This window comes from Corynebacterium sp. (assembly GCF_012838985.1).
Classification (GTDB): domain Bacteria; phylum Actinomycetota; class Actinomycetes; order Mycobacteriales; family Mycobacteriaceae; genus Corynebacterium.
Genome location: NZ_DUOE01000042.1, coordinates 1 through 13,001, shown reverse-complemented (window position 1 = coordinate 13,001; position 13,001 = coordinate 1). Strand labels below are relative to the sequence as shown.

General features: G+C 69.5%; 14 protein-coding genes. 4 read left to right on the top strand and 10 right to left on the bottom strand.

The window, feature by feature from the left end; all coding sequences use genetic code 11:
* Nucleotides 1–2: 2 nt before the first annotated feature.
* The 6 genes from cysS to GXZ33_RS02100 form a co-directional block, all read right to left on the bottom strand.
* On the bottom strand, nt 3–1,394 hold the full coding sequence (cysS, locus tag GXZ33_RS02125; protein WP_291339203.1) for a cysteine--tRNA ligase: 1,392 nt from the start codon (nt 1,392–1,394) through the stop codon (nt 3–5).
* Between the two features lie 29 nt (nt 1,395–1,423).
* On the bottom strand, nt 1,424–2,197 hold the full coding sequence (gene nagB / locus GXZ33_RS02120; protein ID WP_291339202.1) for a glucosamine-6-phosphate deaminase: 774 nt from the start codon (nt 2,195–2,197) through the stop codon (nt 1,424–1,426).
* A gap of 81 nt (nt 2,198–2,278) precedes the next feature.
* Complete coding sequence (locus tag GXZ33_RS02115) at nt 2,279–2,968, bottom strand: GntR family transcriptional regulator (RefSeq protein ID WP_291339201.1); 690 nt, start codon at nt 2,966–2,968, stop codon at nt 2,279–2,281.
* A gap of 59 nt (nt 2,969–3,027) precedes the next feature.
* Nucleotides 3,028–3,519 (bottom strand): 2-C-methyl-D-erythritol 2,4-cyclodiphosphate synthase, encoded by a 492-nt coding sequence (gene ispF / locus GXZ33_RS02110; RefSeq protein ID WP_291339200.1) that lies wholly within the window; start codon nt 3,517–3,519, stop codon nt 3,028–3,030.
* On the bottom strand, nt 3,512–4,243 hold the full coding sequence (ispD, locus tag GXZ33_RS02105; protein WP_291339199.1) for a 2-C-methyl-D-erythritol 4-phosphate cytidylyltransferase: 732 nt from the start codon (nt 4,241–4,243) through the stop codon (nt 3,512–3,514). The genes ispF and ispD overlap by 8 nt, the downstream gene beginning before the upstream one ends.
* Before the next feature lie 16 nt (nt 4,244–4,259).
* The gene (locus GXZ33_RS02100) at nt 4,260–4,823 is read right to left on the bottom strand and encodes a CarD family transcriptional regulator (RefSeq protein WP_291339198.1); all 564 of its coding nucleotides are present in this window, start codon (nt 4,821–4,823) and stop codon (nt 4,260–4,262) included.
* A gap of 261 nt (nt 4,824–5,084) precedes the next feature.
* Here GXZ33_RS02100 and GXZ33_RS02095 point away from each other — a divergent pair, with 261 nt between their 5' ends.
* The 3 genes from GXZ33_RS02095 (at nt 5,085) to disA (ending at nt 8,249) form a co-directional block, all read left to right on the top strand.
* Nucleotides 5,085–5,657, top strand: a complete 573-nt coding sequence (locus GXZ33_RS02095) for a hypothetical protein (RefSeq protein ID WP_291339221.1) — start codon at nt 5,085–5,087, stop codon at nt 5,655–5,657.
* A gap of 78 nt (nt 5,658–5,735) precedes the next feature.
* Nucleotides 5,736–7,136 (top strand): DNA repair protein RadA, encoded by a 1,401-nt coding sequence (gene radA, locus GXZ33_RS02090; RefSeq protein ID WP_291339197.1) that lies wholly within the window; start codon nt 5,736–5,738, stop codon nt 7,134–7,136.
* Between the two features lie 48 nt (nt 7,137–7,184).
* Complete coding sequence (gene disA, locus GXZ33_RS02085; protein WP_291339196.1) at nt 7,185–8,249, top strand: DNA integrity scanning diadenylate cyclase DisA; 1,065 nt, start codon at nt 7,185–7,187, stop codon at nt 8,247–8,249.
* Here disA and GXZ33_RS02080 read toward each other — a convergent pair.
* Nucleotides 8,246–8,911 carry a hypothetical protein gene (locus GXZ33_RS02080; protein ID WP_291339195.1) on the bottom strand — a complete coding sequence of 222 codons (666 nt, stop codon included), beginning with the start codon at nt 8,909–8,911 and terminating at the stop codon, nt 8,246–8,248. The genes disA and GXZ33_RS02080 overlap by 4 nt on opposite strands.
* 68 nt (nt 8,912–8,979) lie before the next feature.
* A complete protein-coding gene (locus tag GXZ33_RS02075; RefSeq protein WP_291339194.1) occupies nt 8,980–9,603 on the bottom strand; it encodes a carbonic anhydrase in 624 nt (207 codons plus the stop codon).
* Nucleotides 9,604–9,643: 40 nt separating this feature from the next.
* Between GXZ33_RS02075 and GXZ33_RS02070 the strand changes: the two genes are divergently transcribed.
* Nucleotides 9,644–10,507 carry an A/G-specific adenine glycosylase gene (locus tag GXZ33_RS02070; protein ID WP_291339193.1) on the top strand — a complete coding sequence of 288 codons (864 nt, stop codon included), beginning with the start codon at nt 9,644–9,646 and terminating at the stop codon, nt 10,505–10,507.
* Nucleotides 10,508–10,599: 92 nt separating this feature from the next.
* Here the strand turns inward: GXZ33_RS02070 and GXZ33_RS02065 are convergent, their stop codons facing one another.
* On the bottom strand, nt 10,600–10,770 hold the full coding sequence (locus GXZ33_RS02065) for a DUF4236 domain-containing protein (RefSeq protein ID WP_082028445.1): 171 nt from the start codon (nt 10,768–10,770) through the stop codon (nt 10,600–10,602).
* A 98-nt stretch (nt 10,771–10,868) separates the two neighbouring features.
* Nucleotides 10,869–13,001 (bottom strand): AAA family ATPase (locus tag GXZ33_RS02060; RefSeq protein ID WP_291339192.1); only part of this gene is annotated, 2,133 nt, incomplete at its 5' end.

Here is a 13,001-nt window from a genome sequence, read left to right as displayed (position 1 = left end):
TCCTAGTTGTTGAGCGACCACTGTGGGCCGTCGGGCGTGTCGGTGACCTCGATGCCGGCGGCGATCAGGCGATCGCGGACGGCGTCGGCGGTGGCCCAGTCCTTCTCGGCCCGGGCGGTGGTGCGGCGTTCCAGTTCGGCGTCGACGAGCACGGCGAGTGCCCGGAGGGCACCGTCGCTTGTCGACGCCTCCTCCGCCCACGCCTCATCCTGCGGATCCACGCCGAGGACCGCGGTCATGGCGCGGACTGAGGCGGCGATGGTGGCGGCGTCGTCAAGGGAGCCGGAGGCGAGGGCGGTGTTGCCGGCGCGGACGGCGTTGTGGATCTCGGCGAGCGCGCGGGGGACGGAGATGTCGTCGTTCATGGCCTCCTCGAAGGCCGGCGTCCACTCGCCGACGTCGACGGGGCCGACGCGCCGGAGGAAGTCCTCGATGCGTCGGTAGCCGGCGGCGGCTTCCTGGAGTGCCGCCTCAGAGTACTCCAGGACGCTGCGGTAGTGCGCGGAGCCCAGGTAGTACCGCAGTTCGACGGGGCGGACCAGCGTGAGGATGTGCGGGACGGACAGGACGTTGCCCAGCGACTTGCTCATCTTCTCGCCGGCCATGGTGACCCAGTGGTTGTGCATCCAGTAGTTGGCGAAACCGTCGCCCGCGGCGTGGGCCTGGGCGATCTCGTTCTCGTGGTGCGGGAACTGCAGGTCGAGGCCGCCGCCGTGGATGTCGAAGGTGTCGCCGAGGTACCAGGTCGCCATGGCGGAGCACTCGAGGTGCCAGCCGGGGCGGCCCTCGCCCCACGGGGTCGGCCAGGACGGCTCACCGGGCTTGGCGGCCTTCCACAGGGCGAAGTCCTGCGGGGAACGCTTGCCCACGTTGTCGGTCTCGCCCTGCTCCATCTCCTCGACGCGGTTGCCGGACAGCGACCCGTAGTCGGAGCCCTCCGCGGCGACCCACGCGGCGACGTCGAAGTACACCGAGCCCTCGGCCTCGTAGGCGAAGCCGTTGTCCATGAGCCGCTGCATGTAGGTGATCATCTGGGTGACGTGGCCGGTGGCACGCGGCTCCACGGAGGGAGGCAGCACCCCCAGCTGGTCATACGCCCAGGTGAAGGCCCGTTCGTGGGTGGACACCCACTCCCACCAGGGGCGGTCGTGCTCGGCTGCCTTGGTGAGGATCTTGTCGTCGATGTCGGTGACGTTCCGCACGAAGGCGACGTCCAGGCCCGTGGCCAGGAGCCACCGGCGCAGGATGTCGAAGGCCACGCCCGAACGGACATGACCGATGTGCGGCTGGGACTGCGGCGTCGCACCACACAGGTAGATCGAGGCGTGGCCTTCCCTCACGGGCTGGAAGTCGCGCAGCGACCGGGTGGCGGTGTCAAAGATACGGAGAGTCACAACTCACCATCCTAGACGAGCCACCTGCCCTAGATTCTCCGCGGAAGCTGGTTCTCCTCGACGAAGCGGTGGTAGTCACGCTGGTGGAGCTTCGAGGCGGCGGCGTCATCGACGATGACGGTCACCCGCGGGTGGTACTGCAGCACGGAGGCCGGGCACATCGTGGTCACCGGCCCCTCGGCGAGCGCGGCGATGGCGTCGGCCTTGCCCTCGCCGGTGGCGAGCATGAGCAGGTGCCCGGCGCGCTGGATGGTGCCCAGACCCTGGGTGAGCACGTGGATGGGCACGTCCTCCGGCCTGTCGAAGAAGCGGGAGTTGTCCTTGATGGTCTGCGGCTGGAGCGTGTCGACGTGCGTCGGGCCGTGGAGGGCCGCACCCGGCTCGTTGAAGCCGATGTGACCGTTGGTGCCGATGCCCAGCAGCTGGATGTCGATGCCGCCGGCGTCGAGGATGGCCTGCTCGTAGCGGTCGGCCGCCTCCCACGGGTCGGCGGCGGTGCCGTCGGGGCTGTGGACGTGCGCGTCGTGGAAGTCGACGTGGTCGGTGAACTCCGCGCGGATGGTGTGGTGGTAGCTCTGCTCGTGCTCGGGGGCGAGGCCGACGTACTCGTCGAGGAGGAAGGCGGTGCAGGCGGCGAAGCTGAGCTCACCGGCGCGGTGGCGGCGGATGAGCTCCCGGTAGGTGCCGAGGGGGGTGGAGCCCGTCGCCAACCCGAGGGTCGCCCCACGGCGCGCGTACTCGGCGAGAATGTCCGCCGCGGCGAGGGCCACGCCCTCCTGGGTGTCGCGGATGAGAATGTCCATGTGGGCTCCTTGGGTGGACTGAAACAACTGCCCCCAATGGTAAGTCCTCACGCGGTGATTCCCGGCACCGCACCCTGCGAGTTACCTGGGCAGCTGGCGCAGCGGCACGTAGTGGGCGGACACGGCGGCCCGGAAGGAGTCGAGGTCACCGGACTCGAGGGCGTCGAGCATCTCCTCGTGCGCCCGGAGGGTGTCCTCGCCGGCGCGGGGCGGGTCGAGGCGGAGGATGTCGAAACTGCCCATGTGGACCCGGAGGAAGGTGTCCGCGAGTTCCCGGATGAGCGGATTGCGCAGGCCGGAGTGCAGCCACTGGTGGAAGCGGATGTACTTCTCCCCGTCGAAGTCGCCGGCGGCGAAGGCGACGGTCAGCTGCGCGACGAGCTCCCGCTGCTCGCTGAGGTCCGCGCCGTGGTGGTTCTCCACGAGTTCGGCGGCCCCGCCGAGGTCGATGGTCTCGCGGGTGTCGATGACCTGGCGCAGATCCTCGAGCGGCTGGTCCGGGTTGAGGGTGATGCGCAGGAGCATGCTCTGCAGCAGCGGCTCGAGGGACAGGCCCGAGACGAAGGTGCCGTGGCCGTGGCGCACCTCGAGGACGTCGAGGCTGGACAGGGAGCAGACGGCCTCCCGCAGGGAGGAGCGGGAGCACGAGATGGCCTCACAGAGCTCGGACTCCGAGGGGAGGAGGTCACCCGGCCGCAGGCGGTGCGTCCGGATGTAGTCCTTGATGCCTTCTTCTGCGGTGCGCGCTGCGCTGCGTCGGACGTTGACCATGCGGACCGGATCCTTTCCGGATCATCCCGTCCGGGGACGATCACTGCAACATGCCCTGACTATACATTCGGCGGACGCCAGACCACCGCGGTGGCCACGGCGGCACGGCCCTCGCCGCGGCCGGTGAAGCCCATGTGGTCGGTCGTGGTCGCCGCCACGGAGACCGGGGCCCCGAGGATCCCGGAGAGCACCTGCTCGGCCTCCACGCGACGCGGCCCCATCTTCGGGGTCTGTCCGATGAGCTGGGCGGCGGCGTTGCCGATGACGAAGCCGGCCTCCTCGATCGCCGCCCGGGCCTCGCGGAGCAGCTGCGCACCGGAGACGCCGTCGTACTTCTTCTGCCCCACGCCGACGAGTGCCCCGAGGTCGCCGAGGCCGGCGGCGGAGAGGAGGGCGTCGACAAGTGCGTGGGCGACGACGTCCCCGTCGGAGTGGCCCTCGCAGCCGTCGACCCCCTCGAAGAGCAGGCCGGCGAGCCAGCAGGGCTTGCCCGCCTCGATCTGGTGGGCGTCGGTGGAGATCCCCACGCGGGGGATGATCGGGTCACTCACTGGGTACCTCGAAGATGGTGGGTTCGGCCTCGTCCGTGATGGTGCGGGCGAGGGTCATGTCGATGGGGGTGGTCACCTTGAAGGCCATGGGGTCGCCCTGCACGGTGACGACGGGCACGCCGTGCCACTCCATGAGGGAGGCGTCGTCGGTGGCCACGAAACCGGGGTCGGGGGACGAGAAGTAGGCGGTGTTCGCCGCGCGGAGACCCGAGAGCAGGACACCCTGCGGGGTCTGGACCGCCCGCAGCGAGGCCCGGTCCGGGGTGTCCACCACGAGATCCCCGTCGATCTGCTTGATCGTGTCGGCGACCGGCACCACGGGGATGACGGCCGGGGCCCCCTCGAGCACCCGGCGCGCCACACGGGCGATCATGCCGGGCGGGGTGAGGGCGCGGGCGGCGTCGTGGATGAGCACGACGGCCTCCTCGTCCGGGATGGTCTGCAGGCCCGCCCACACGCTGTCGGCGCGTTCGCCGCCGCCGTGGGTGAGGCGGAGGGGCACGGGGGCGTCGAAAAGCCCCGCGGTGTCCAGCACCTCCCGGGCGTAGGACTCCATGTCAGGGCTGACGAGGACGATGATCTCGTCGACCACCGCGGAGTTGATCATCGCGGTGACGGAACGCTCCACGAGGGTGCGGCCGCGCAGACGCACGAAGGCCTTGGGCACGGCCGCCCCGAGGCGGGTGCCGCGGCCGGCGGCGGCGATGAGGGCGATGACACGCACAGCCGGCTCCCCGGGACTAGTCCTCGTCGTCGAACGTGAGGTCGTCGAGGTCCACGTCGATGTCGTCGCCGTCCGGGGTGTCCTCCGGGTCCGGCTCGATGTGCTTGTCCACCTCGGCCAGGAACTTGTCGGCCTTGTCCTCGTCGACCGTGTCGGCCAGCGCGAGCTCACCGACGAGAATCTGACGGGCCTTGGCCAGCATGCGCTTCTCACCGGCGGACAGGCCGCGGTCCTGGTCACGGCGCCACAGGTCACGGACGACCTCGGCCACCTTGTTCACGTCACCGGAGGCCAGACGCTCCTGGTTCGCCTTGTAGCGGCGGGACCAGTTGCCGGCCTCCTCGACGTCGGTCTCACGGAGGACGCCGAAGACCTTCTGCAGGCCCTCCTCGCCGACGACGTCACGGACGCCGACCAGCTCCGCGTTCTTGGACGGGACGCGGACGACGAGGTCAGACTGGTTGATCTGCAGGACCAGGTACTCCAGCTCCTCCCCTCCCATCACGCGATGCTCGATGTCGGCGATCACGGCGGCGCCGTGGTGCGGGTAGACAACGACGTCCCCGACCTTGAAATCCATTCCCACTCCTTGTGTGCACTCTCTCAGTGCGGTTGCGGAAGTTGCGCGAAGAGGCGCTGCACCTGTTGCCGGGCAGCACGCTAGACCACGCATTCTACCACGTCGGACAACCGCTTTCCCGGGCAGCCGGGCCCGCCCGGCCGCCACCCCCGATTGCCCCCGGCTCCCCCCGCTCCCCGCAACCGATCACCGGGAACTGTGTGCGAGGCCGCCGGAGAGACTAAGGTAAGCTGCTGAAACAGCATTGTGAACCATGAACTGATGGAGGACACCCCCGTGAAGTCCCTGAAGTCGGCCGCCCGTCGCGGCGGCATCATCTCCGCCGCCGCACTGTCTGCGCTGGCACTCGCCTCCTGCTCTGCAGGTCAGGTTACCCAGACCGCCTCGCAGGTGGCGCCCGTGAACGGCGCCGAGGGCGACAGCGCGGACGGCACCGTGTCGGTCCGTGACGTCACCATCGTGGTGGACGAGAAGGGCGAGGCCGCCCTCAAGTTCACCGCCATCAACCAGGACACCTCCATGACCGAGCACACGCTCGAGTCCGTCGACGTCAACGGCCAGGCCGTCGCCATCAACGCCGAGCCGCTGGGCCGCGACTGCGTCCTGGTCGCCGACTCCGCCGCCTCCCTGGAGAACACCCCGCAGGCTGAGGGCATCGGCTGCATCCAGTACACCGAGACCTCCCTCGACAACGACAACTACGCTGTCGGCGGCAACGTCCCGGTCACCTTCACCTTCGACTCCGGTGAGATCGAGGTCTGGGCCGCCGTCGCCGCTCCGCAGCTGCCGGCCGGCTCCCTCGTGCGCCAGGTCGGCCCGGAGGGCTCCAACTAAGCCTCCTGAGCTTCTCGACGCCCGGTCTCTCCCCCGAGAGACCGGGCGTCGTCGCGTTCCTGTGGTTAGGTGGTCGGCATGGCCCGTAAACCCCGTTCCGTCCACACCTGCTCCGAATGCGGCTACTCCGCCGCGAAGTGGCTCGGCCGCTGCCCGGACTGCGGCTCCTGGGGCACGCTCGTCGAGTCCGCGGTGGCCCCGAAGGGTGGTGGGGCGGGGGCCTCGGCCGTCGCGGCGGTGTCCGGGGCGGTGCCGACGGGGTTGACGCCGACGGCCCCGGCCACCCCCATCACGAAGGTGAGTGGATCGGCGGCGGCGTCCGTGCCCTCCGGCATCGGGGAGCTGGACCGGGTGCTCGGTTCCGGCGTGGTGCCGGGGTCGGTGGTGCTCATGGCCGGTGAGCCGGGCGTGGGCAAGTCGACGCTGCTGCTGGAGGTGGCCAGCCGCTGGGCGGGGCTCGGCGACCGGAAGGCGCTGTACGTCACGGCGGAGGAGTCCGTCGGACAGGTCCGTGTCCGCGCGGAACGCACCGGCGCCCTCAAGGAGACGCTCTTCCTGGCGGCGGAGTCCAACCTCGACGTCGTCTTCGGGCACGTCGAGCAGATCAAGCCGTCGCTGCTCATCATCGACTCCGTGCAGACCATGCACGCCCCCGGCGTCGAGGGCGTGGCCGGCGGCGTCGCGCAGTCCCGCGCGGTCACCGCCGCGTTGACCACCCTGGCGAAGACCTCCGGCATCCCGATCCTGCTGGTCGGCCACGTGACCAAGGACGGCAACGTCGCCGGGCCGCGGGTGCTCGAGCACCTGGTGGACGTGGTGCTCAACTTCGAGGGCGACCGGCAGTCCTCGCTGCGGATGCTGCGCGGCATCAAGAACCGTTTCGGCGCGACCGACGAGGTCGGCTGCTTCGAGCAGACCGCGGAGGGCATCCGCGAGGTGCCGGACCCCTCGGGGCTCTTCCTCTCCCACCGGGGGCAGACCCCCGACGGTTCGGCCGTGACCGTGGCCATGGACGGGGTGCGTCCGCTGCTCGCGGAGGTCCAGTCGCTCACCGTCGATCCGGTGGCCAAGAATCCGCGCCGCGTGGTCACCGGGCTGGACACCAACCGCGTGCCCATGGTCCTGGCGGTGCTGCAGGCCCGCGCGGGTGAGCGCACCAACGAGAAGGACGCGTACGTGGCCACCGTCGGCGGTGTCCGCATCACCGAGACCGCCACCGACCTCGCCGTCGCCCTGGCCACCTGGTCCTCGCTGCACCAGCAGCCGCTCCCGCCCAAGACGGTGGTCATCGGTGAGGTGGGGCTGGCCGGGGAGCTGCGCCGCGTGCCCAACCTGGGTCGTCGTCTCGCGGAGGCCGCCCGCCTGGGCTACGAGCACGCGGTGGTCCCCGCCGGGGAGCTGCCCGACATCCCCGGCATGCGCGTCGCCCAGGCCGCCACGCTGCGGGAGGCGATCGGGCTGGTCGCGCCGCGTCGTTAGCCCGCGCACACACCGGTCACACCAGGCACACAGGTAGAATCAGGCCTCATGACCCCCGCCACCACGCCCGTCCCCGCCACCCTGCGGGAGACACTCCAGCATCTCGCCCCGGGCACGGAACTCCGCGACGGCCTCGACCGGATCGTCCGCGGACGCACCGGCGCGCTCATCGTCATCGGCGACGGACCCGAGGTCATCGACCTGTGTGACGGTGGCATCGAGTTCGACGTCCCCTTCGCCCCCACCCGGCTGCGGGAGCTGTGCAAGATGGACGGCGCCGTGATCCTCTCCAACGACGCGACACGCATCCGCCGCGCCAACGTGCAGGTGGTGCCGTCGCCGAGCTACCCGACGTCGGAAAGCGGCACCCGCCACCGCTCCGCGGAACGCACCGCACAGCAGACGGGGCGCCCGGTGATCGCGGTGAGCCAGTCGATGAACGTCATCACCCTGTACGTCGAGGGCAACCGCTACGTCCTGGAGTCACCGGCGACGATCCTGCAGCGCGCGAACCAGGCGCTGGGCACCCTCGAGCGCTACCGCACCCGCCTGGACCACGCGAACCAGCGGCTGTTCGTCTCCGAGGTGAACAACTACGCCACGGTGGCGGACGTCGTCGCCGTGATGCAGCGTGAACTGCTGGTGAAGCGGGTCGGCATGGAGCTGGACCAGAACGTCCTGGAGCTGGGCACCGACGGCCGCCAGCTCAACCTGCAGCTCTCGGAGCTGCGCGGCGACAACGACCGGGAGATCGACCTGCTCATCCGTGACTACCTGGTGGCGGAGGGCCCGCCCTCGGACGAGGACGTGCGGGAGGCGACGGAGGCCCTCGACGCCCTGGCGGACGCCGACCTGCTCAAACCCGCGAACGTGGCGCGCATCCTGGGGCTGCCGGCGACGGAGGAGTCGCTGACGCAGTGGATCGTGCCGCGCGGCTACCGGGTGCTCAGCCGGGTGCCGCGGGTGCAGATGTTCCTCAAGCACAAGATCATCGCGGCGCTCGGCGACGTGCAGGCGCTGCTGTCGGCGTCGGAGGAGGATCTGGCGGGCATCGAGAACGTGGGGTCCCTGTGGGCCCGCCACGTCCACGAGGGGCTGACGCGCCTGACCTAACCCAGGTTGAAGGGGTGGGCGTCGGAGGGGTTGTCGCCGATCACGGCGTGCAGGTAGAAGGAGCCGGTGCCCACGTCCTGGCGGTTGTTGCACTGGCCCGGGCGGGAGCCCATGCGGGACCAGACGGCCTGGAAGCGGCGCTCGTCCTCGGCCTTGAACACCTCGTCGCCGGTGAGGACGGAGGGGTAGCAGTCGGTGTCGGCCCAGACACGCTCATTGGTCTCGAGGTTGTACACCTCGAAGCGGAGATGGTTGTCGTCGAGGTTGATCTCGCAATCGACCTTCGTCGGATTCGCGACGGTCATGTAGAACGTCGGCTGCACGTCCGCGCCGTAGGAGGGCCGGTCGGAGGAGGCGGTGATCCGCAGGTCGGAGAGCCGGCAGGAGTCCTCGTCCTCCTCGGGCTCCGGTTCCTCCTCGGTGGTCTCCGGGGCGGCGGAGGTGGTGGTCGTCCTGCTTGTCGACGCCACCGTGGTGCTCGTGCTCACCTGCGAGCTCGATGCGGCGGCGGCCGTGTCGGTGGTCTCGTCACCGCCGCGGCCGGCGAAGGCCACGAGGCCCCACACCAGCAGTCCGACGAGGACGAGGATGATCACGGCCGCGGCGACGCGGCGGCGGACGTAGATCTCTTCGGGGAGTCGGCGGGGGCTGCGGTTGGTCACGCCCCTCACTTTAATTGCGCCACGTCACTGCAGGTGGGATCCCGCTCCCCCGCGTGTCCCCCCGCCGGTCAGTTGACGCCGTCGGAGATGACGAGCTGGGTGGAGCCGTCGGAAAGCAGGTAGCGCAGGCCGACGATGGCGCAGCGGCCGTCAGAGATGCGCTCCTGCAACACGGAGAGTCGGTGCTTGATCTGGATGACGATCTCGATGACGTGCTGACGCTCATACCCGGGCAGGTCATTGCGGCCGCGCGCGCGGGCCTCGAGGATCGACGGGGCGACCTTCTCCACGAGGATGCGCTCCAGGCCGTTGGGGATCTTGCCGCCGTCGAGGGCCTCGGCCGTGGCGGCGACGGCGCCGCAGGACTCGTGCCCCATGACCACGACCAGGTCGACCCCGAGGCTCTTGATCGCGTACTCGATGGAGGCCAGGACCGCCGGGTCGAGGATCTCCCCGGCGGTGCGGACCACGAAGAGGTCGCCGAGGCCGACGTCGAAGATCAGCTCGACGGGCACGCGCGAATCGGAGCAGGACAGGACGACCGCGCGGGGGTTCTGCCCGCGGCGCAGTTCGGTGCGGCGCAGGACGTCCTGGTTGGGACGCTGCTGCTGGTGCATGACGAAACGCTGGTTGCCTTCCTTCAGCGCTTCCCAGACCGCCTGCGGATTGTTGGCGACATCTTTCATTGGCATGGCGGCAATTCTATGTCAGAGGCACCTAGACTCGATCCTCATGTTCACCGCGCGTCTCCTCCCCTGGTTCGACCTCCATGAACGTCCCCTCGCGTGGCGGGAACCGGGCACCTCCGCATGGGGGATCCTGCTCAGTGAGGTGATGAGCCAGCAGACGCCCGTCGCCCGCGTTGAACCGGTGTGGCGCGAGTGGATGGAACGCTGGCCCGACCCGGCGTCCTTCGCGCAGGCCTCCCCCGCGGACGTGCTCCGTGCGTGGGGCAAGCTGGGCTATCCGCGGCGTGCGCTGCGGCTGCTGGAGTGCGCGCAGCAGATCGTCGCGCTTCACGACGGCCGCGTCCCCGACGACGTCGACCAGCTCCTGGAGCTGCCCGGCATCGGCGACTACACCGCCCGGGCGGTGGCGTGTTTCGCGTACGGGAAGAACGTGCCCGTGGTGGACACGAACGTGCGGCGGGTGGTCCGGCGCGCGGTGGAGGGGCGTTTCCTGGCGGGGCCCGCGTCGAAGGCGGAGCTGGCCGCGGTGGCGGAACTGCTGCCTGCGGAGCGTGGTCCGCGCTTCTCGGCGGCGCTCATGGAACTCGGCGCGCTGGTGTGCACGGCGACGTCACCGGAGTGCGGCGTGTGCCCGCTGCGTGCGGAATGCGCCTGGGTCGCCGCCGGTTCCCCGCCCCCGAGCGAGGAGGAGCTGGCGAAGAAGAAGGTGCAGAAGTTCATCGGCACCGACCGCCAGGTGCGCGGCCTGATCATGGACGTGCTGCGCGGCTCCGAGGCGGCGGTGCCGCAGTCGGCGATCGACGTGGTGTGGCCCGACGCGGTGCAGCGTTCCCGGGCGCTGTTCTCGCTTCTCGACGACGGCCTCGCCGAACAGGACGAGCGCGGCCACTTCCACCTGCCGCGGTAGGGCCGGCCTCCTGTAGCGGGGTATTCGAGTTGGGGCATTCATCGGGTGGCCTCTTCCGGCTCCCCGATGAATGCCCCTGCTCGAATACCCGGTTACTTCCAGCGCCCGCGGTAGTTGAGGCCGCCGGGCAGCTTCACCCAGATGCCGCCGCGGGAGTTGATGGTCACCGGGCCGATGCGGGTCGAGGCGGACGCACCGGATCCGGAGACGTTGATCCAGGAGTTCTTGCCGATCTTCTTCCGCTTGCGATACGTGATACCCATGCCGTCCAGCCTACCTGGGACAACATGCCCGACCCGGTGACAGGACGCCACAGCGCCCGCCGTCCCCGGGCGGGGATGGCGGGCGCTGTCGTCAGAGGCTAGTTCTGCGGGGCGGGCTCGGCGCCGGTGGCGCCGGCCGGGCCCTCGTCGGAACCGGTGGACAGGTCATCGGTGATCTCCGGGACGTCGGGGACGTCCGGGGTGATGGTGTCCGTCTCGACGTCACGCACAGCCTCGGCGGCCTCCGGGGAGATCTCCGAGAAGGTGCCCTTCGGCAGCGGCTTCGGGCGCGGCGTGAAGGTGAAGGAGGCACCGTCGGTGTTCTTGGCCTCGCCGTCCCAGCCGTCGACGTCGACGGTGACGATCTCGCCGGCGCCCAGCTCGCCGAAGAGGATCTTCTCGGACATGGCGTCCTCGATCTCGCGCTGGATGGTGCGACGCAGCGGGCGGGCACCCAGGACCGGGTCGAAACCACGCTGGGCCAGGAGTGCCTTGGCCTTGTCGGTGATCTCGATGCCCATGTCCTTGGCGGCCAGTGCCTTCTGGACGCGGCCGATGAGCAGCTCCACCATCTCCACGATCTGCTCGCGGGTGAGCTGGTGGAAGACCACGATCTCGTCGATACGGTTGAGGAACTCGGGGCGGAAGTGCTTCTTCAGCTCGTCATGGACCTTGTTCTTCATGCGCTCGTACTGGGCGTCGGAGTCCGTCTCGGCGGAACCGGAGAAGCCCATGCCGACGGCCTTCGAGATGTCCTGCGTGCCCAGGTTCGAGGTGAAGATGAGCACGGTGTTCTTGAAGTCGACGACACGACCCTGACCGTCGGTGAGGCGGCCGTCCTCGAGGACCTGCAGGAGGGTGTTGTAGATCTCCTTGTGGGCCTTCTCGATCTCGTCGAAAAGCACGACGGAGAACGGCTTACGGCGGACCTTCTCGGTGAGCTGGCCGCCCTCCTCGTAGCCGACGTATCCGGGGGGAGCACCGAAGAGACGGGAGGCGGTGAAGCGGTCGTGGAACTCACCCATGTCGATCTGGATGAGTGCGTCGTCCTCGCCGAAGAGGAACTCGGCGAGTGCCTTCGACAGCTCGGTCTTACCGACACCCGACGGGCCGGCGAAGATGAAGGAACCGGAGGGACGCTTCGGGTCCTTCAGGCCGGCACGGGTACGACGGATCGCACGGGACACGGCCATGACGGCCTCGTCCTGGCCGATGATGCGCTTGTGGAGCTCATCCTCCATGCGCAGCAGGCGGGAGGACTCCTCCTCGGTGAGCTTGAACACGGGGATGCCGGTCCAGGCGCCGAGGACCTCGGCGATCTGCTCCTCGCCGACCTCCGCGATCTCCTCGAGGTCACCGGAACGCCACTGCTTCTCCTTCTCGGAACGCTCCTCGCCGAGCTTGCGCTCCTTGTCGCGGAGGCCGGCGGCCTTCTCGAAGTCCTGTGCGTCGATCGCCGCCTCCTTCTCGCGGCGGACGTCGGCGATGCGCTCGTCGATCTCACGCAGACCCTCCGGGGCGGTCATGCGCTTGATGCGCATGCGGGCGCCGGCCTCATCGATGAGGTCGACGGCCTTGTCCGGGAGGAAACGGTCGTTGATGTAGCGGTCGGACAGGTTCGCGGCGGCGGCGAGGGCACCGTCGGTGATGGACACGCGGTGGTGCGCCTCGTAGCGGTCGCGCAGACCCTTGAGGATCTCGATGGTCAGCTCGACGGAGGGCTCCGGGACCTGCACCGGCTGGAAACGACGCTCGAGAGCGGCGTCCTTCTCGATGTGCTTGCGGTACTCGTCCAGGGTGGTGGCACCGATGGTCTGCAGCTCACCACGGGCCAGCTTCGGCTTGAGCAGCGAGGCGGCGTCGATCGCGCCCTCGGCGGCACCGGCACCGACGAGGGTGTGGATCTCATCGATGAACAGGATGATGTCGCCGCGCTGGTTGATCTCCTTGAGGACCTTCTTCAGGCGCTCCTCGAAGTCACCGCGGTAACGGGAACCCGCGACCAGGGAACCCAGGTCGAGGGAGTAGACCTGCTTGTCCTTGAGGGTTTCCGGGACCTTGCCGTTGACGATGTCCAGGGCCAGGCCCTCGACGACGGCGGTCTTACCGACGCCGGGCTCACCGATGAGCACCGGGTTGTTCTTGGTACGACGCGAGAGCACCTGCATGATGCGCTCGATCTCCTTCTCACGGCCGACGACCGGGTCGAGCTTGCCGTCCCGGGCCGCCTG